This is a genomic window from Pseudomonas sp. WS 5079, from assembly GCF_012985465.1.
Lineage (GTDB): Bacteria > Pseudomonadota > Gammaproteobacteria > Pseudomonadales > Pseudomonadaceae > Aquipseudomonas.
The window spans coordinates 549,181-568,690 of record NZ_JAAQWN010000003.1 but is presented as its reverse complement, the minus strand read 5'-3'; the positions used below and the strand labels follow the sequence as shown (position 1 = coordinate 568,690).

The 19,510-nt window shown below is 62.9% G+C and carries 15 protein-coding genes; 3 read left to right on the top strand and 12 right to left on the bottom strand.

Features of this window, described 5'->3' with window-relative positions; translation table 11 throughout:
* Positions 1 to 352: 352 nt before the first annotated feature.
* The 5 genes from HBO05_RS11230 to pbpC form a co-directional block, all read right to left on the bottom strand.
* Positions 353 to 910, bottom strand: coding sequence for a DUF4136 domain-containing protein (locus HBO05_RS11230; RefSeq protein WP_170042537.1), 558 nt, complete (start codon positions 908 to 910; stop codon positions 353 to 355).
* Positions 911 to 955: 45 nt separating this feature from the next.
* The gene (locus HBO05_RS11225) at positions 956 to 1,558 is read right to left on the bottom strand and encodes a DUF4136 domain-containing protein (RefSeq protein ID WP_029297619.1); all 603 of its coding nucleotides are present in this window, start codon (positions 1,556 to 1,558) and stop codon (positions 956 to 958) included.
* A gap of 24 nt (positions 1,559 to 1,582) precedes the next feature.
* Complete coding sequence (locus tag HBO05_RS11220) at positions 1,583 to 2,332, bottom strand: methyltransferase (protein WP_170042536.1); 750 nt, start codon at positions 2,330 to 2,332, stop codon at positions 1,583 to 1,585.
* Positions 2,325 to 2,633, bottom strand: coding sequence for a MazG-like family protein (locus HBO05_RS11215; protein WP_172312646.1), 309 nt, complete (start codon positions 2,631 to 2,633; stop codon positions 2,325 to 2,327). The genes HBO05_RS11220 and HBO05_RS11215 overlap by 8 nt, the downstream gene beginning before the upstream one ends.
* A 156-nt stretch (positions 2,634 to 2,789) precedes the next feature.
* Positions 2,790 to 5,120, bottom strand: coding sequence for a peptidoglycan glycosyltransferase PbpC (gene pbpC / locus HBO05_RS11210; RefSeq protein ID WP_172312644.1), 2,331 nt, complete (start codon positions 5,118 to 5,120; stop codon positions 2,790 to 2,792).
* Between the two features lie 99 nt (positions 5,121 to 5,219).
* Between pbpC and HBO05_RS11205 the strand changes: the two genes are divergently transcribed.
* Complete coding sequence (locus HBO05_RS11205; protein ID WP_057437585.1) at positions 5,220 to 5,513, top strand: hypothetical protein; 294 nt, start codon at positions 5,220 to 5,222, stop codon at positions 5,511 to 5,513.
* A gap of 156 nt (positions 5,514 to 5,669) precedes the next feature.
* Here the strand turns inward: HBO05_RS11205 and HBO05_RS11200 are convergent, their stop codons facing one another.
* The 3 genes from HBO05_RS11200 to HBO05_RS11190 form a co-directional block, all read right to left on the bottom strand.
* Positions 5,670 to 10,565, bottom strand: a complete 4,896-nt coding sequence (locus HBO05_RS11200; protein WP_172312642.1) for an alpha-2-macroglobulin — start codon at positions 10,563 to 10,565, stop codon at positions 5,670 to 5,672.
* A gap of 135 nt (positions 10,566 to 10,700) precedes the next feature.
* A complete protein-coding gene (locus tag HBO05_RS11195) occupies positions 10,701 to 11,648 on the bottom strand; it encodes a LysR substrate-binding domain-containing protein (RefSeq protein WP_172312640.1) in 948 nt (315 codons plus the stop codon).
* Entirely contained in the window at positions 11,648 to 12,496 is an 849-nt protein-coding gene (locus HBO05_RS11190) for an EamA family transporter (protein ID WP_169952036.1), read from the bottom strand. The genes HBO05_RS11195 and HBO05_RS11190 overlap by 1 nt, the downstream gene beginning before the upstream one ends.
* Before the next feature lie 480 nt (positions 12,497 to 12,976).
* On the opposite strand from HBO05_RS11190, the gene HBO05_RS11185 reads away from it, so the two are divergent.
* Together HBO05_RS11185 and HBO05_RS11180 are read left to right on the top strand one after the other, a co-directional pair.
* The gene (locus tag HBO05_RS11185; RefSeq protein ID WP_170042570.1) at positions 12,977 to 13,276 is read left to right on the top strand and encodes a hypothetical protein; all 300 of its coding nucleotides are present in this window, start codon (positions 12,977 to 12,979) and stop codon (positions 13,274 to 13,276) included.
* Positions 13,277 to 13,437: 161 nt separating this feature from the next.
* Positions 13,438 to 14,781: an MATE family efflux transporter gene (locus HBO05_RS11180; RefSeq protein WP_169952040.1), complete on the top strand. Its 1,344-nt coding sequence runs from the start codon at positions 13,438 to 13,440 to the stop codon at positions 14,779 to 14,781.
* Between the two features lie 129 nt (positions 14,782 to 14,910).
* Here HBO05_RS11180 and speA read toward each other — a convergent pair whose 3' ends face one another.
* The 4 genes from speA to HBO05_RS11160 all read right to left on the bottom strand — a co-directional run bounded on the left by speA (position 14,911) and on the right by HBO05_RS11160 (position 19,315).
* Positions 14,911 to 16,824 (bottom strand): arginine decarboxylase, encoded by a 1,914-nt coding sequence (speA, locus tag HBO05_RS11175; RefSeq protein WP_169952043.1) that lies wholly within the window; start codon positions 16,822 to 16,824, stop codon positions 14,911 to 14,913.
* Positions 16,825 to 17,020: 196 nt separating this feature from the next.
* On the bottom strand, positions 17,021 to 17,392 hold the full coding sequence (locus HBO05_RS11170) for a translation initiation factor Sui1 (protein ID WP_169897394.1): 372 nt from the start codon (positions 17,390 to 17,392) through the stop codon (positions 17,021 to 17,023).
* A 315-nt stretch (positions 17,393 to 17,707) separates the two neighbouring features.
* On the bottom strand, positions 17,708 to 18,244 hold the full coding sequence (locus HBO05_RS11165) for an NUDIX hydrolase (RefSeq protein WP_169952045.1): 537 nt from the start codon (positions 18,242 to 18,244) through the stop codon (positions 17,708 to 17,710).
* Between the two features lie 3 nt (positions 18,245 to 18,247).
* A complete protein-coding gene (locus HBO05_RS11160; protein ID WP_169952047.1) occupies positions 18,248 to 19,315 on the bottom strand; it encodes a DUF2333 family protein in 1,068 nt (355 codons plus the stop codon).
* Between the last annotated feature and the right edge of the window lie 195 nt (positions 19,316 to 19,510).

Below are 19,510 nucleotides of genomic sequence, written 5' to 3'. Positions count from 1 at the left end.
TGTAGTCAACAGCAGTGTAGACAAGGCTTGCAAGGTACGCTGGCAAGTCGCCACTTTGGCGACTGACGGAAAGAAACACCGCTCGACGCTGGCTAGTCCGGCCGCTGCATGGCAGTGATGCGGGCACCTCGGTGTATCGAGTTGTACGGAGTCGATCCCATCGCAGCCTCGCCGGGGCTCGACAGCTCCCACAGGGGAGCCGCGACACCTGCAGATTTATCTTGGCAACACAGATCGAATGTGGGAGCTGTCGAGCCCCGGCGAGGCTGCGATGGGATCGCCTCGGTGTACCTGCTAAACCGCAGCGCCCGCATCGCAGTGATGCAGCGGCCCTACACGGACCGAGTACGACTTAGCGAGGCGGGTAGTTGGACAGCACTTTGGTCACCGTCGCCCGGATCGCCGCATTGCGGTCCTGGGGGTTGGGCGAGCTGCTCATCATCTGTTCGTCACTGCCGCGCCATACCAACTTGCCGTCCTTGCCGTCGAGCAGGTCGATCTGGAGGGTGGCGACCTTGTAGGTGACGTTGCGGGTTTCGTTGTACATCGGCGCACCCCAATAGCCATTCCACGGGCCGCCCCAGGCGCCACCGTAGTTGGTGGTGACTTGCTGCTGGCGATCCTCGACGATCAGGTAGGCCTGCACGTTCACATCAGCCTTGGCCCCCGGGGCCGCCGGGCGCAAGCCGCGCTGGTCGAGTTGGTCGGCCACCGCCTGGCGGATGCGCTGTTCGGTGAGGTCGCTCTTGATCCGTGGATCATCGGGGCGGTACTGCAACGCTGGGTCTTTCCAGGCCCAACTGCGGTAGGCGGCAAAGTCGCGACTGGCGTCAAAATCGTGGTTGACCTGGCTGGTCTGGCATCCGCCCAAAAGCACGGCAAAAGCGAGCAAAGCGATACGACGCAACATGGTAGTTCTCCAAAGGGCAAACCGAACCTGAGATGAGAATAGCTGTTAACTCGGAGGATACGCCGTCATGGCCTTCTGCACAGCCTGGCGCAACGCATCGCCGCGTTCACTCAGGCTGCCCTGGCTGCCCGTTTCGGCGCTGGCGCTCCATACCGGCTGGCCCGTGCGGGCGTCGAACAGGTTGACGCGCACCACCACCACTTGCACTTCATAGGTGCGCACGATCGGCACCGAGTTGTACATGCCATAGCCGTTGCCATAGCGGTTGTAGCCACCGTAGCCGTAGCCATAATCGTCCTGCACCTGGCGCAGGCGTTTTTCCAGATGCACATCGGCGCTGACCAGCAAGTCCGGCGCGCGCTGGTCATGCACCGGCCGCAGGCCACGCTGGTCGAGGGCGCCGCTGACGGCTTCGGCGATCTGTGCAGGATCTGCCCAGGCCGAGCCCGCCGGCAATTGGCCGTTGCGCCAGGCCCAGTTGCGATAGGCGCCGTAGTCACGCACCGGCGCCGGGTAGGCGCTGGCATCAAAGGTGTTGGCCGCCTGGGCAGGCGCCGGTGGCATGGGCTTGGAGGCCGCGACATACGGATTGTTGCTGGAGCAGGCACCCAGCCCCAGGCACAGCAGGATCAATGCACAGCGCTTCATTTCGATCTCCGCAGACTGGGCCGCTTAAACCGGACGGCAGATCCAGTGCAAATAACGCCCAAGTCCGGCAAAGCTTGGGTGACGACGGTGAGCGAGCTCCATCTCCAACAAGTCCTGCAAGTCGGCGCGGGCCTGGAACTCCACCGGCATATAGTCGTGGAATACCCGCACCCCGCTCTGGCTTTCGACCTGCCACAGGCCTTCAAGTTGCGCCGCCAGTTCACGCGGGTCCAGGGGCTGTTGCGGGGTCAGGCTCTGTTTTTCGCCCGCCATGTCATTTTTGCGCATCTTGCGAAAGTGCCCCTTGAGCAAGTTGCGGTAAATCAGCGCATCACGGTTATAGAACGCCAGGGACAACCAGCCGCCCGGCGCCGTCAACTGGTGCAGCACCGGCAGGATCCCATGGGGTTCGGCCAGCCATTCCAGCACGGCGTGGCACAGCACCAGGTCGTAGGGCTCGGTCAGTTGACCCAGCAGGTCCTGCCACGGCGCCTGGATGAACGTTGCGCTCTGCCCCGCCTCGGCGAACCGCTGGCGGGCACCTTCGAGCATCGGTTCGGCAGGCTCGGCCAAGGTCACCTGATGCCCGCGTTCGGCCAGCCACAACGACATATGGCCCAGGCCTGCGCCGATATCCAGCACGCGCAGAGGCCGGTCCGGCAGGGCCTCGGCCAAGTCGGCCTGCAACACCGCCAGGCGAATCGCACCCTTGGCACCGCCGTAGATCTTCTCGGCAAAGCGCGTGGCCAACTGGTCGAAATGGCGATCACTCATGGGTAAACCGCCGTTCGTTGTCGGCCAGCTTGGCGCTGACCACCTGGTTCATGTCCAGGCCCAGTTCGCCGCACAACAGCAGCAGATACAGCACGATGTCCCCCACTTCCTGCCCGGCGTGGGCGAGTTTGTCGGCGGGCAACTGGCGGGACTGGTCTTCGCTCAGCCACTGGAAGATTTCCACCAGCTCGGCCATCTCGACGCTGGCGGCCATGGCCAGGTTTTTCGGGCTGTGGAATGGCTTCCAGTCGTTGTTATCGCGGATGCGATGCATGCGTTCGGTAAGGTGTTCGAGATTCATGGGGCGCTCCTGAAGGGGTATAGCTTCGGGCTCAAAGGCGGGGATGGCAAATAAATTTACGGCGCTTGTCAGGGCGCTATCGCAGGCCAGCCAGCTCTCACATTTGACGGTATTTACAAATCAACATGGGGGAGCTGGCTGGCCTGCGATGGCGACCTAATCCACCACGCTGAACTCAACCCTGGCCGTCTGCCCCGCCTCATCGAGCACACTCAGTTGATAGCGCCCCAACTGCTCCAGGCTGGCATTGATACTGTCCTGACTGGCGCTGTCCCCCAACGGTGCACCATTGAGGAACCACCAGCGCCGCCCACTGCCGCCCAACGCCGATAGCTTCAAGCGCAACTGCTGCTGGCTACCCGCCGGTAACCGCAACTGGTCCCCCTCACGTACACCCACCACCGACAACGGCGACGCTGCCGCCAGGGCCGGGGGTGGGCAATCCGGGTCTGGCGCGGGGATGCGCGCGTCACGCCGCTCGATCCGCGGCAACCATGGCTCCAGCGGTGCCGGCCACAGGGCTATGTCCCGCGAGACCGCGCCCGGGCAACTGGCCGCCACGCGCAGGCCCTTGGCATTGACCCACACGGTCTCCATCAAGCCGACACCCAAAGGTTGGTCCAGGGCCTGCAAGGTCGGCGGCGTGGTGTTGTCCAGCGTCCAGGCAAACCGCTGGCGCCGGCAATTGGGATCGCTGCGGCTCATGGGCTGGCCCAGGGGCCAACAGATCGCCGCCACGCCGACATTCATCGGCACCGCCTTAACGGGCGCAGTAATGCCGCGCTGGCTGTCGCGGTTGGTCAACACATCGTGCACTTGCAGCATCAACGGCGCCGCCGAGGCCAGGCCGAACTGGCCGGGCACCGGGGTGCCGTCCGGGCGGCCGATCCACACACCAATCAAATAGCGCGGCCCGACCCCAATGGCCCAGGCATCGCGAAAACCGTAGCTGGTGCCGGTCTTCCAGGCCAACACCGGGCGCTGTACCAACTCGGCCCGGGGATCACGGTCCGGCCGCGCCTGGCCACTGAGGATGCGCCGCACGATCCACGCCGCACCCGGCGACAACAACGGGCGCTCCTTGAGCACATCATCAGGCTGCAAACGGATGGCCGCGCTCTTGCCGTCGCGGGCCAACGCGCTGTAGCCGCCGACCAGGTCCTCCAGGCGGCTGCCGGCGCCGCCCAGGATCAATGCCAGGTTCGGCTCGGCCAGCGCCGGCAGCGCCAGGGGCATGCCGCCGATGCGCATTTCGCCGGCAAAGCGCTTGGGCCCATAGGCTTCCAATAGTTGCACCGCCGGCAGGTTCAGCGAACTGGACAGCGCCGTGCTGGCCGGTACCGCGCCGGTAAAGCCCATGGAGAAGTTGCCCGGCCGGTAGTCACCGTAGCGCCGTGGCACATCCTGCAACAGCGATTCGGAGTGAATCAGCCCCGCGTCCAAAGCCATGCCATACAGGAAGGGCTTGAGGGTCGAGCCCGGCGAGCGCAGGGCGCTGATCATATCCACATGGCCAAAGCGCCGCGCGTCGTTGATATCCACAGAGCCCAGGTAGGCGCGCACCGCCATGCTTTCTTCCTCAACCACCAGGATCGCCGCCGACGTGTGTTCCGGCAGCCGCGCACGCCAGCCCAGCAGCAGGTCTTCGAGACGCCGTTGCAGGGTCGCGTCGAGAGTGGTGCGAATCAGCGGCGGGCTGTCGGGACGGTTCAAGCGCCTCGCCAGCAGCGGCGCCAGGCTGGGTTCCAGGCGCGGCGCCAGCAACAGGGGTTCTTCCAGGGCCTCGTCGACCGCAGGTTGTTGCCATACCTGAAACTCGGCCAGGCGCCGCAGCACTTTGTCCCGGGCCTCCTGGGCGCGCTGCGGGTGGCGGTCCGGGCGCAGACGGCTCGGTGCCTGGGGCAAAACCGCAAGCAGCGCCGCTTCAGCGTGGGTCAGCTGTTGCGGCGACTTGCCCAGATACGCCCAACTGGCTGCCGCCACGCCCTGCAAGGTGCCGCCAAATGGCGCGCGATTGAGGTACAGGTTGAGGATCTGGTCCTTGGACAGATGCCACTCCAACTGCGCCGTACGCCACAGCTGGCGCAACTTGCCCGGCAGGGTGCGCGAATGGGGATCAAGCAGGCGCGCCACCTGCATCGACAAGGTGCTGCCGCCAGATACCACCCGTGCACCGCTGAGGTTCTGCCAGGTCGCCCGCACCAGGGCCAGCGGGTTGACGCCGGGGTGCTGGTAGAACCAACGGTCTTCGTAGGTCAGCAGCGCATCGAGGTAATACGGCGAGACCTCATCGGTGGCCACCGGGTAACGCCACACGCCGTTGGCATCGGCAAACCGCCACAACGGCGTGCCATCTTCGGCCAGCACCACGCGGGCCAGGTCATCCTTGGGCAGCGGCAGGGGCCAGAGGCGGTCGGCCAGCCACAGCAGGGCTATTACCACCAGCAGGCTACCCAGGGTAGCGCGTGCAACTATTCGCAAATTCAAACGGGCAAACCTCTATGCTTCTAGGGAACTCGCCCAAGGGATTGGCGACCAAAGGCTCAGGTCCGGCAGATACGCCCACCCTTTCATCAGGAAACTCATATGCAGGTAGAAAGCTTTTTCGAATGGCTGGGCCAGGCGCTCGGTTCGGTCATCCGCTTTATCGTCGACGGGCTCAGTGGCCTGTTCGGCGCCCTGACCAATGCCGGTGGCAACTTTATCGATGGCCTGTCGCGCACCCTGGGCATGGACACCTCGATCATCAGCATCATCACCCTGATCATCGGCCTGATGCTGCTGTACTCGGCAGTCCGGGCATTTATGCGGGCCTCGATCATCATGGGGATTATCTGGTTGATGCTGGGGTTGTGGCTGCTCAGTTGGGTTGTGCATTAAATACAGACCCTGTGGGAGCGGGCTTGTGTGGGAGCAGCGGTGCGACTTGCTCGCGATAACGGTGTATCAGCCACCGAATGTATGGGCTGAAAGATCGCTATCGCGGGCAAGCCCGCTCCCACATAAAGCTACCGCCAGTTCCTATAGGGGTTGGGCTTAACGGCCCTTGATCACCATATCGGCCGGGGTTTCCCCCACTGCCTGCCAGTTCGGCCGGTACATCGACTCCACTTGCGGCGGCGGTACGCGATAAGTCCCAGGCGTGACCGCACGGGCCAGGTACAGCAGGTGCGTGGTGCCATAGCCGTCCAGGTTCAGCGCGGCCACGTAGCGATCATCGCGATATTCCTGATGCTTGATCGACGCATTCTGCATCGACTCGCGCCATTCCTTGACCTGGCTGCTGGCGTTTTCCAGGCTGGCGGCGCTTTGCCCCAGGTTCTGGTTCTCCAGCTCCAGGCCAGCCGGCAACAGGTCAACCACCAGTGCATCCGGCACCCGCTGTTTGTTGGCGCTGACCGCAATGTGCACCAACACCAGGTCGCCGCTGCGCAGGTTTTGCAGGTTCAGCGGCTGGCCATTCATCCCCAGGTACTCGCGGCGAATACTCAGGTTTTCGCCACCCGCTGCCGGCGCGTGCTGTGGATAACCGGAGATGCTCAGTTGCTGGTAAATCGGCTCGCTGCCCGGGTTGTGCAGGGTCAGTGGTGAGGCCAGCAACGGCCCTTCCAGCTTCAGGCCGGACTGGCTGTTGTTCAGCTCGCGGGTTTCGCCGCCGCTGCTCAACTGCGCCGTCCAGTTGGTTTCCGGCTTGCCCAGCAAGCCACGCCCGGCCAGGAACAGCGAGTTGCGCTCCTGGGTCGACAGCCACGGGCTGGCCGCCATCTGGTCCGACAGCTCGAACAGGCGCTCTTCACGCTTGCCCTTGGCCAGGTCGTTTTCTTCCAGCAGGGCCAGGATCATCGCCTGATCACGCAGCGGGCTGCCGTAATCGGCCAGCCATTCATTGGCTTTGCGCTTGACCGCCAAACCGGCCAGCAAGGCCTGGTCGGCACGCGGTTGGTCACCCATCTTCTGCAGGGCAATCGCCAACTGCACCAAAGGCAGGCCGGAACGAGCATCGCTGCGACGTTCGAACAAGCTGCGCAATGCCCCCAGCGGCGCCTGCTGACTACGCGCCAGCACCAGCCCGGCATAGGCTTGTACGGCAAAACGCGTGTGGTCGGCGTTGTCGCTGTAGTCGACTTCAATCAGATTGCGTTCCTGCACATAGCGCAGCAGGCGTTCGCTGGCCTTTTTCAGCGCCTCGGGCGGTACGGCAAAACCCTGGTCGCGGGCGCGCAGCAGGAAGTCGGTGACGTACGCCGTCAGCCAGTATTCTTCCTCGCCATCGGCGCCCCACAAACCAAAGCTGCCGTTGTAGCGCTGCATGCCCAGCAGGCGCTCTATGCCCAGTTCGATCTTGCGCTTGCGCTCGGCATCCGGCTCGCCGGTCAACCCCAGGCGCGTCAGCACGGCGGCATCGGCATACAACGACGGGTACAGGCCGCTGGCGGTTTGCTCCAGGCAACCATACGGGTAGGCCTTGAGCGCACGAATCTGCTCGCCCAGGTTCAACGGCGGACGGCTCGACAGGCTCAACAGCGCCTCACGCCCGGCCGGCTCAAACAGGGCCAGTTCGCTGTCCGGCAGGCTCCAGGCGTCGTCCTTGAGCACCGCGCGGTATTGCTTGAGCAGCGCCGGATAAGCCGGGCGCACACCCAATGTCCATTCGCGGGTAAACGCCGGCAGGTTCTCGCCCGGCAGGTCCAGGCCATTGACCGTGACCTTGATCTTGCCCTGGCCAAAACCGCCCAGCGCGCGCACCGGAATCTGCAAGGTGGTGCGCTGGCCCTGGGTCAGTTGCACGCTTTGCGATGGTTCGCCCAGCAGGGTCAGTTGCCCTTCGGCGGTCAGTTGCACATCGAGCTTCTGTGCCTTGCCCGACAGGTTGGACAGGTCCAGCGCCAGGCGCGTCTGGTCGCCGCCCGCGAGGAAGCGCGGGGCCGACAGCTCGGCAATCAACGGCGCGGCAATCACGGTCTTGGCTTCGGCCATGCCGTAGCGGTCATCGCTCCAGGCCTGAGCCATCAGGCGCAGCTCGCCGTTGAAGTCGGGGATATTGACGCTGACTTCGCCCTCGCCTTTCTCGTTCAAGGTCACCGGCGCGCTTTGCAGGGCGACGATGGTGACGCTGGTGTCCGGGCGCTTGCCGCCCTTGGCCAGCGCCGCGTCACCGCCAAAGGCCAGGCTGGCCAGGCGGCCCTGGCCGGCTTCGATCAACTGCCCATAGATATCGAACTGGTCCACGCCATACGCCTTGCGGCCGAACAGGCTGGAGTACGGATCCGGGGTCGGGTATTCGGTGATATTGAGGATGCCCACGTCCACCGCCGCCACCAGCACATGCACCTGTTTCGGCACGCTGCCATCGGCATTTTTTGCCGCGACCTTGACCGTCAGTGGCTGTTTGGGGCGCATTTTTTCCGGTGCGGTCAGGGTCAAGCCCAGTTTGCGCTGGGTACGGTCCAACGGCAGGTGCAGCAAGCCCACGGCGCGTTTAGGGGTGATGTTGGCCTTGCGCTCGCCGGGACGGATCACCAGCGCACTCACATACAAATCATGGCGCGACCATTTCGGGTCGAGCTTCACCGCAAAGCTCTTGCCTTCGGCCGGCACCTCGATTTCCTGCCACCACAACGGGCCTTCGCTGGACTCCACCAACAGGTAGCCCTTGCCGGCTGCCGGCGGGGTGACGGTGACGTTGGCCGTATCGCCATCGCCATACGCCGGTTTGTCCAGCGCCAGCTTGACCTGGTCCGGGCGCACGGCGCCGCCTTCGGTGTTGTCCTGGGCCTGGTAACCGGCCCAGAAACGCTTGCTGCTGATCAGCCCGGTCTGCGGGTCCTCGACCTCGACGCGGTACGGGCCCCACTCCACCTGGAAGCTGACCTTGGCCGTGTCGCCGGCCTTGATGTTGACGGTCTGCTCATCGAGGTTGAGGAATTTCTCGTTGTAGTGATAGCTCCAGCCGTCGTTGTCCGAGTAGTTCCAGTAGTAGTCGCGGCGCTCGCGGATCAGGCGGACCTTGAGGTTGTCGACGGCAAGTTTCTGGCCGTCCTGGTTGGCCAGCAGCACTTCGAATTCCGCCGGGCCATCGCCATCGGTTTCCTTGCCATCGAACAAGCCGCGCAGGCCCGGCAATTGCTCGGCCGGCCAGACCGGCTGCACCAGGCGCCGGGTGATCGGGCGCCCGCCCGATTCTTGCAGGCTGGCCTGCACGATCAGTTGCAGCGGCGACTTGGCCTCGCTCCATTTGCTTTCCAGGGTCAGTTTTTCCTGGCCCTGGGCGTCGAGCACGCTTTCGTCCAGTTCAAAATCCTGGCTCAGTTCTTCTTCCGTTACCGAGCCGAACTCGTAGCCCGGCAGGGCTTTGACCGCCTCGCGCAGCGGGCGCACATACACTTGCCCGCTCAGGCGATTGCCCGCCGCCGGGGCGCCGTAGAGGTAGCGGCCATTGACCTGGATAATGGCGTTGTCCGCCGGGCTCAACGGCGTGTCACTGCCCTTGAGTTCCAGGGCCAGGCGCTCGGGCAGGAAGTCCTCGACGAGGAATTCATACAGCTGCGGCTTGCCGTCACCCAGGTCGAACACCAGTTGCCAGCGCCCGGTCGGCGCTTCGCCGGCCAACTGCAACGGGTATTGATAGAGGCCAGAGGCATCGGCGTCCCATACGAATTTGCGGCTGACCTGTTCATCCGGGCGGCGTACTTCGACACTCACGGGCTGCGGCTTGACGGCATTGCCGTCCTTGTCGCGCAGCAGGGCGTTGAGCAGCACGGTTTCGCCAGGGCGGTACAGGTCGCGCGGGCCGAACACGAAGAATTGCAGCGGGTGCGCAGGCTGGCCGCCGATATCGAACTCGGCCAGGTCCAGCGCCGCGCTGTCGAGGCGCAACAGGCTGGTTTGCTCGCCCTGTTTGGCCAGCAATACCTGGGCCTTTTTCGGCAGCGGCAGTTCGGCGTGGCCGCCCTTCTCGGTCTTGCCCTGGCCCAGCACGCGGCCTTCGGCATCGAGGATTTCCAGCTCGACACCGTCCAGCGCCTTGCCGCCTTCCAGCGCCTGGGTAAACACATCCAGGCGGTTGGCGTAACGGTGCACCGACAGGCCGATATCACTGAGGGTAAACAGCGTGGCCGGCTGCGAATAGTTGTAGGTGCCCGAGGCGCGCATCACCGCCAGGTACACGCCCGGCTGTTGCAGTTGCTTGAGGCCGGCGATGGGCAGCAGCAGGGTTTCGCGGGTGTTGCGCGCAGGATTGAGGTCGAAGCGGCCGCCGTACACCAAGTCCGCCATGGGCAGCAGTTCGCGCGACTCATAGCTTTGCAGGCTGGTATTGCGGCCCCACTGGGCGAGAAACGCCGGCAGCGATTCGGGCTTGATACGGAAAAACTCGACGTCGATCTTGTCGACATTCAGCGCGATCACTGGCAAACCTTCGGCCAGGCGGGTGGGCAACAGGGTGCCACGGCTGGCGAAGCCGACGGTGGCTTGCAGGTCGCGGGTTTCCAGGCGGCTGACGTACTCGGCGGCGAGCTTGGCGTCATTGACCCCCCGCAGGCCGGCGTCCACGGTCAGCACCAACTTGCGCTGGGGCTCCAGGTGGCGCAAGCGCAGTTCCATCAGGTTGTCGGAAAGCTCCCAGGCTCCATCGACCTTGCCGGATTTGCTGTCCACCAGGTGCAGCTTGTCGGCGAACTTCTGGTCCGGGTCCAGCGGGATCGAAAAACTCACCGACAAGGTGCTGGCGCCATCCAGTTGCACCTCAGAAACGTCCACCACGCTTAACTCTCGGCCGGCATAACGCTGCTTGAGCGTCGCCACATCCACCGCGGCCTTGGCTGGGGCCGTCACCGCTGGCGCAGAGGCCGCGGGGGCTGCGGGTTTGTCGGAAGAATCGCAGGCGCTCAGCAGGGCCAGCGCACAGGCCAGGAACAATCCTTTGTTAAGCATGGGGCACTCGTTGTCGGGGTGTCTGAGGGGTGAACTATATATCAGTGCCAGTGAAGCGGTTGTGGCAGTGATCAAATTGACCGACGGAGGGCGGTTTGGTTCTGCGTGCAGGCCAAGTCAGGCCAAACCCTACCGCTAAAGTGCTCCAGCACCCGCTATTTGCGGGTGCCGGGTCCGAACCTCCCGCAGAAACTCACCCGCGCTGGCCTTGAGCCAATCAATCAACCGGGCGATGTCCGGCTCGGACTGTCGACCATTGCGGCAAATAACGTAATACGCCGCCGGCGACATCATCACGGGGCTGCTCAAGGCAACCAACGCCCCCTCTTCCAATTGGTCGTATACCAACGCCGTCCGGCCCAGAGCGATCCCACCCCCCTTGACCGCAAGGCTTATAGCCAGGCTCGAATCCGGAAACCGAGGCCCAGGGTGATACGGGGGCGCCGCCGCCCCCTGGAACGCAAACCAACTCTCCCACCCCGGACAGATCTGATCATCCGCCCGGTGAATCAATGGGTAGCGGGCGATATCCGTCGGTGCAATATCGCCATGCTCGCGATAAAACGCCGGCGAGCATACGGGAAACACCGCATCGCGCATCAGCAACTCGACATGATGCTCGGGATAGTCCCCGCCCCCTATGACTACTGCGACATCAAATTGATGAGCCCCCAGGCTGGCAGGGTTCATATCTGCGCTGGTCAGCACCACGTCAAGATTGAACGAGGCGTCAGTATGCGAGCCATGCATTCTGGGAATCAGCCAGGTCGAACAGAGCGAAGAGGTGCACAAGAGGTACAACGGCTGGGCTGTGCGCGGATTAAGAGCCTGCAACGCCGCCTCCAGCCCTTTGAAAAACCCATCAGTGACCGGCAACAAGGCCTGCCCTGCCGACGTCAGCTTGACGCCGCGCGAGTGCCGCTCAAACAACTGTACGCCCCACCACGCTTCCAGGCCTGAAATTTGATGGCTGATGGCACTGGCGGTGAGGTTAAGCTCAGACGCCGCACGCGCGAAACTGCCCGTTTGCGCGGCGCTGACAAAAGCCTGAAGCATCGGGGTGGGTGGAGGGCGCTGAGCCATCAGGTGCTCACTTTGATCAGGATGATCCCGCAAACAATGACGAACGCCGAGAGCATCCGTCGCCAGCCGAACCGTTCATGGAAGAACAGCGCGGCAATAATGGCGCCGATAATAACACTGGTTTCCCGCAGCGCTGAGACCTTGGCCACCGCATCCAGCGACAGCGCGAACAACACCAGGCCGTAGGATGCCAGGTAAAAAATACCCCCCAAGGCCCCCACTCGCCAATGACTGCCAATGGCCTGGACAAGTGCCGCACGCTCCTTGAAAAACGCCAGCAGCGGGATAGGAATGCTCTGGAACACCGTCAGGTAAATAATGTATTGCAGCACCGTTTCACTGGCTCTCACGCCCTTGGCGTCCACCACTGTGTAGGACGCAATAAACACTCCAGCGCCTACCGCCATCAGGATCGGCTTGAGCATGTGCGCGGTCATCCTGCGTACAAATGTCAGGCTGATGATCCCCAGGCAAATCAACAACACCCCGGCCATCGCATGGAACGACAGTTGCTCATGCAGCAGAAAGTAGGAAAACAACGCCACCAGCACCGGCGGCACACCGCGCATCACCGGGTAAACCTGGCCGAAGTCGCCCGTCTCATAGGCCTTGATCAGAAACAGGCGATAGACCGTATTCAATATCACCGAAAGCAGTACATAACCCCAGACTTGCAGGCTTGGCACATTGACCAGCGGCAGCGCCGCCAGGCAGATCAGCAATGCGGTGCCATCGACCAGGGCCAGGGTCATGAAACGGCTGCTGCCGGCCCGGACAACAGCGTTCCAGGTGGCGTGCATGAAGGCGGAGATCAGGACCAGGGTGATCGCGATATCGGAGTTATCCATGGGGTTTTGGCTGTTCAGAGGAGAAGGCGGACATTTAACTCAGCCTCGCGTGCCGGCCGGAAGCGAAAGCTCATCAGCACAGCCATGACCCTTCATCATGCCGACATCGCCACCACAAACACTGAAGACCTCCTGTGGGAGCTGGCTTGTGGGGTCGCCGGGCTGGCATTTGGTCACGGTTTGTAAAGGGCCAGCAAGGCGTATCGCTTTAAATTGCAGGACGTTTCCTAGACAATCCTTGGCGCCTTGTGCCTGTTGGAATCGGTGACTAGTCTGCGGTCCGTCACTGCTTATCAGTGATCGGGTTTAGTCGCCCGGATCCTATATGGCGCATGGTCTCATGAAGTTTCATGGTGGCTGTGCGTAGGGCACCTTCGGGTGCGCCGGTTTGCCATATGGCCGGTCGACTAACCTGCGTACAGCCGCCACCCTTCGTTTAGTCGCGACGGATGTCAGCTCCAAACCATATGGAGTTACACCATGCATAAGATTGTCCCCGACCCACCCTGCGACCTGCTCAACGACCGCGCCGCCTTCAGTCGCGCCCTCAGCCACTACCTACCGACCCAGGGCTTCCACTCCATCAGTGAAGAACTGAGTTTCGAAGACTCCCTGCTCTACACCGCCAGCCTGCTGAACAGCGCCTCGGCCACCGCGCTCGACTGTGGTGAACACTTGCCCGGCGCCGAACGGGCCAAGGTGCTCGCGGTGTGGCATTTGCTGGAGATCGCCAAGACCACGGTCGACCGCTCCATCGAGTGCCTGCATCCCCCGGCATAAACGCGATCAAAAAGGTGGGAGCGGGCTTGCTCGCGAATGCGGTGGGTCAGTCAATAGAGATGCCAACTGACCCACCGCATTCGCGAGCAAGCCCGCTCCCACATTTGGATCTGCGCCGCTGTTGAGGGCCAGTTACAATGCCGCTCCCCCAAGGAGCCCCCATGCCCACCTTACTCACCGACTGGCGCCACCGCCCCACTCACCGCCGTGTCTGGGCCCTGGCCGCGCCGATGATTCTGTCGAATATTTCGGTACCGTTGGTGGCGCTGGTGGACAGCATGGTCATCGGCCACCTGCCCCACGCCCATCAACTGGGTGCCGTGGCCGTTGGGGCCAGCCTGTATACCTTCCTGGCCTGGGCCATGGGTTTTCTGCGCATGGGCACCACCGGGTTTGCCGCCCAAGCCGCCGGGCGCAATGATGGCGCGGCGCTGCGGCAAATCCTGCTGCAAGGTTTGCTGCTGGCACTGGGGTTGGCGATGGTGCTGGGCACGGTGGGCATTCCCCTCAGCCACCTGGCACTGGAGTGGATGCAGCCCTCGGCCGAGTTGAATCAACTGACCCGCGAATTCTTCCACACCCGCCTGTTCGGCCTCCCTGCCGCCCTGGCTACCTACGCCCTGGTGGGTTGGTTCCTCGGCACGCAGAACGCCCGGGCCCCGCTGGCGATTCTGTTGACCACTAACCTTGTAAATATCGCCCTAAACCTGTGGTTCGTTTTAGGCCTGGACTGGGGCGTGGTCGGCTCGGCGCGGGCCTCGGTGATTGCCGAATGGACCGGCGCCTTGCTCGGCCTGGCCCTCACGCAAAAAGCCTTGCGCGCCTACCCCGGGCACATCGCCTGGGCGGCGCTCAAGGTCTGGCAAAGCTGGCGCGCGCTGCTGGCGGTCAACCGCGACATCTTTATCCGCAGCCTGGCGCTGCAATCGGTGTTTTTCATGATCACGGTGCAAGGCGCCCGGCTGGGCGACGCCACCGTCGCGGCCAATGCCCTGCTGCTCAACGGGCTGTTGCTGACCGCCCATGCCCTGGACGGTCTGGCCCACGCGGTGGAAGCGTTGTGCGGCCACGCCATCGGCGCCCATGACCGCCAGGCCCTGCGCCGCTCGCTGGTCGTTGCCTGCGGCTGGTCATTGATCGCCAGCCTCGGGTTTGTGCTGTTGTTTACCTTCGCCGGCCACTTGTTTATCGCCATGCAGACCGATATCCCCAGCGTGCGCGAAACCGCCGATATCTACCTGCCGTACCTTGCGGTACTGCCGTTGATTGCGGTGTGGAGTTATCTGTTGGACGGTTTGTTTATCGGCGCGACCCGCGCGCGGGAGATGCGCAACGGCATGTTGCTGACGGTGCTGATTATGCTGCCGCTTGCCTGGGCGTTGCAGGGGCTGGGTAACCACGGGCTGTGGATAACGTTCCTGCTGTTTATGGCAGTGCGCAGTTTGACGTTGTGGGCGATTGCCTGGCGGCTGAATCGGCAGGGGCTGTGGCTGGGCGCACACTAATGTGGGAGCGGGCTTGCCCGCGATGACGGCAGATCAGTCAGCACCTGTATTGACTGATCTACTGCTTTCGCGAGCAAGCCCGCTCCCACACAAGCCCGCTCCCACAGCTTGGCGCTGTGCCTGCCGGTCTTAGGAAGACAGGTAGGACGAACGGGTCAGGCCCAGGCGTAGCGCATCCAGGAACTGGGTGCGTTCTGCCGCCGTGATCTTCGCGCTGGCGCACTTGTCACGGTAGTGGGTCATCAACTCCTCCGGCGACAAGTGCACGTAGCGCAGCATGTCTTCGATGGTGTCGTGGGTCTCGATCCCGGCGCTGTACACCGAGCCGTCCTCGCGCTGGTAGATGTTCACCGAATCGGTGTCACCGAACAGGTTGTGCATGTCCCCGAGGATTTCCTGGTAGGCGCCCACCAGGAAGATCCCCAGCAGGTAGTCCTCGCCTTCGTTCAAACCGTGCACTGGCAGGCTGGTCTCGATGCTTTGCTCGTCGACGTATTGCTTGATCTTGCCGTCGGAGTCACAGGTCAGGTCCTGCAGTACCGCGCGGCGCAGCGGCTCTTCGTCGAGGCGGTGCAGCGGCAGGATCGGCAAGACCTGGCCGATGGCCCAGGTGTCCGGCAGGCTCTGGAATACCGAGAAGTTGCAGATGTACTTGTCGGCCAGCTTGTCGTTGAGTTCGTCCAACACCTGGCGGTGCGAGCGCTGGCGGGCCTTGAGCGAGTTGTGCAGGCGGCGGCACACGGCGAAGTAGCACTGTTCGGCCAGGGCTTTTTCCGCGAGGGTCAGCTTGCCGTCGGCGTACTGGGCAGCCACGTCACTCATGTAGTGGGTGGCGCGCCAGTAGGTTTCGGTGACCATTTCAATGTCGGTCGGGCCCAGCAGGTCAACCAGCCATTGCACGGTTTCCGGCAGGCTCTCCTTGTTCTCGATCACCGGTACGTCGTCGTTGTGTTTCTCGACGTCGGTCACCTGCACCACCAGCATGGCGTGGTGGGCGGTCAGGGAGCGGCCGCTCTCGGAGAAGATGTTGGGGTGCGGCAGGTTCTGCGCGTCGCAGAATTCCTTGAGCATGCCCACCACCACGCCGGCGTAGTCGTCCATGTCGTAGTTGATCGAGCTGGCGTTGCGCGAGTGGGTACCGTCGTAGTCCACGCCCAGGCCGCCGCCGACGTCGATGTGGTCCACCGGCAGGCCGAGGTTGCGCAGTTCGCCGTAGTAGCGGATGGCTTCCTTGAACCCGTGCTGGTAGTCCGCCAGGTTGGCGATCTGCGAGCCCATGTGAAAGTGCAGCAGGCGGATGCCCTGGTCCAGGCCCGCGGCGCGGAAGCGCTCGACCACCGACAGCAACTGCGCCGCCGACAGGCCGAACTTGGACTTCTCGCCACCGGTGTCGGCCCATTTGCTCGACGCCAGGGACGACAGGCGCACCCGCAGGCCGACCTGTGGCTTGACCTTGAGGTTGGCGGCTTCTTCGATCACCAGGCCCACTTCGGACTCTTTCTCGATCACGATAAACACGTTGTGGCCCAGCTTCTGGCCCATCAGCGCGAGGCGGATGAACTCACGGTCCTTGTAACCGTTGCAGACGATGGTGCCGCCTTTCGGTGCCAGGGCCAGTACGGCCAGAAGCTCAGGCTTGGAGCCGGCTTCCAGGCCGATGGACACGTCCTGGGTGGCGATGATGTTCTCGATCACCGCTTCCTGCTGGTTGACCTTGATCGGGTAGAGCGCGGTGTATTTGCTCTGGTATTCCAGGCGCTCGATATTCGCGTCGAAGGCGCCGGTCAGCTGGCGCACGCGGTCTTGCAGGATATCCGGGAAGCGCACCAGCAAAGGCAGGGACAGGCCGCTTTTGCGCAGCTCATCCACTTGCTCGTACAAATCGATGGGCGAGCTGTTCGGGCCGTTCGGACGGACTTCAACGCGACCGGCATCATTGATCGCGAAATACCCGGCCCCCCAATGGCGAATCCCGTAAACACTGCGGCTGTCCGCAACTGTCCATTGGCTGCCATCGTCTTTGCGTGTGCGTCGTACGGACATCGAAGTCCCCTATATAAAGTCGAAGAGCGCCACCCAAGTCAGAGGCTGGCGCAGTCTAAAGAGTGAAAATGACGATTTGCCTGTGAGAGGGGTAGACCCCACTTGCAGGACAGAGTTTAGACACCGGTCAGGAACAGGCTCTGTGAAACCATGGAGACGACGAGCGCGCTCGTCGGTGCGGGTTTCACAGAGGCTGCTAGCCGCCGGATTTCTTCGCCTTGTAGCCGAGCTTGATCAACTCGGCCAACAGCAACTCGACGTGATCGCCCTGGATTTCGATGATCCCGTCTTTCAGGGCACCACCGGTGCCACAGCGCTTTTTCAGCAGCGTGGCCAACTCCTTGAGTGGCTCGGCTGCCAGGGGCACGCCGGTGATGGTGGTCACCGTCTTGCCGCCACGGCCCTTGCTCTCGCGGCGTACGCGGGCAATTCCGTCACCTTCGGGAATCAGGGTCTGTTTACAGGTACAGGCGTCCACGGGCTGGCGACAGTCCGGGCAATGCCGACCTGCGTCGGTGGAAAACACCAGGCCACCAAGGGCGGCGAAGGATGCGGCTTTTTTGGCCACCGGCAATCCTCTTGGGAGGATGAAGACTGATCAGTGCCCGTCAACCGGCCACCAACCGCGAAGCCCCACTCAGGCAGGGGCAGCGCTACCGAACCGCTCAGGCCTACCCGCCCCTGTAGGAGCGAGCTTGCTCGCGAAAATCGTCAACGATAACGCGGGCATCCAGACAGCACGCGGTGACATTGGTTTTTTCGCGAGCAAGCTCGCTCCTACAGGGACCGGGGAAACGTTGGAGCGGTTCGGCTTGAAAAGTCGCGCAGTGTAACGGCAAAAAGCCTACTTGCTAAGAGCCAAATGGCGCCAATTTATGCAACTTTAGCGACGCGCAGCCAGATAGCGTTTTAAGGCGGCCAACGAGTCGGGGCAATAGGACTTTTGCTCGATATCGGCCAGCACCGCCTCGATGCTCATAAAGCGCGCTTCCAGCACCTCTTCGGGCTGCAATTGCAGCGGCCCGTCCCAGACTGCCGAGAACGCCGAGCACCAGAGCCGGTTGCCCGTGTCCTCGAAAAAGAAGTGGTCGTGGGCCGTAAGCTTTACACCGCTGACGCCCAACTCTTCTGCCAGCTCGCGGGCGGCCGATTGCTCATAGGTCTCGCCCGCCGCAACCATGCCCCCCGCCGCCACGTCCCAGTAACCGGGATAGATGGCTTTGCTCAGGGTGCGCCGATGCACACACAGCTCACCCTTTGAGTTGAACAGCATGATGTAGGTGCCGCGCCCGATCAGCCCGCGCTCGCGCAGGTCGGCCCGCACCAGGGCGCCGAGCAGGTTGTCCTGCTCGTCGACCCAGGCGATGTGTTCGGCATCCGAGGCCGCGCGGTGCGCGACCTCCTTGGCGCTATCAACCATGATTCAACCCTGGTTCAGCAGTTGACGCAGGTCGATCACTGCCGCGTTGGCGCGGGAGATGTAGTTGGCCATCACCAGCGAGTGGTTGGCCAATACGCCGTAGCCGCTGCCATTGAGGATCATCGGGCTCCACAGGGTTTCCTGGGAGGCTTCCAGCTCACGAATGATCTGGCGCACGCTGACGGTGGCGTTTTTCTTGGCCAGGACGTCGGCAAAGTCGACTTCGATGGCACGCAACAGGTGGGACAGGGCCCACGCCTGGCCACGGGCTTCGTAGAACACGTTGTCGATTTGCATCCATGGGGTTTCCACCACTTCTTCATCGACCTGCGGCACTTCGCCCGGCGCCAGCGCTTCGGTTTTCAGCGCGGTGTTGAGCTTGACCCGGCCGACACTGGCCGACAGGCGCTGCGACAACGAGCCCAAGCGGGTGGCGACATCGCCCAGCCAGTTGTTCAGGTTGTCGGCGCGCGCATAAAACAGGGCGCCTTTTTGATTGGGGTCGGACAGGCGTGCCTGGTAGCGGCTCAGGGAGTTGATGCCTTCCTGGTATTCCGATTCGCTGGAAGGCAGCACCCAGCTTTTGTTGTCGAAGTTGAAACGCGGCTCGGCCTTGGCCAGGTCGGCGTCTTCGGCCGATTGCGATTGCGAGCGGGCGAAGTCCTTGCGCAGGGCACGGGTCAGGTCACGCACCTGCACCAGCACGCCATATTCCCAGCTGGGCATGTTGTCCATCCACAACCCAGGCGGGAAGCGGTCGTTGGAAATGTAGCCGCCAGGCTTGTTGAGCAGGGTGCCCACTACGGTCTTGACGGTTTCGACGGTGGTAAAGCCGATGACCATTTGCTTGCCGTCTTTTTCGGCGGCAATTTGCGCGTTTTGCTGGACCGGGAACAAGGCCGGCTCCTGGCTCCAATACCAACCCAGGCCACCGGTGACCAACAGGTAAATCACCACCAGGGTCAGCAGTGCCCGGCTCATCAACAGGTTACGAAAATAGCTGCGGGAGGCCGACTTGGGCGCAGGGCTTGGGCCTGGGGCGCTGCCTGCACGGTTTTTCCAGTCCAGCATGGCGGATATCCTTTCAGTCACTTGAGTTCAATAGCTACGACCACAACCCTACCCCATCGTGCCCGTCTGTGCGGGGCTTTTAATCAAGGTGGCGCAAAGCTGGCACTCAACTATAAAGGAAGGGCGCTGATGCGCCTATGCGACCCGCCAGTCAGTAAATGAATCCCCGGGACCTTGCAGTTAATTGACGTATGA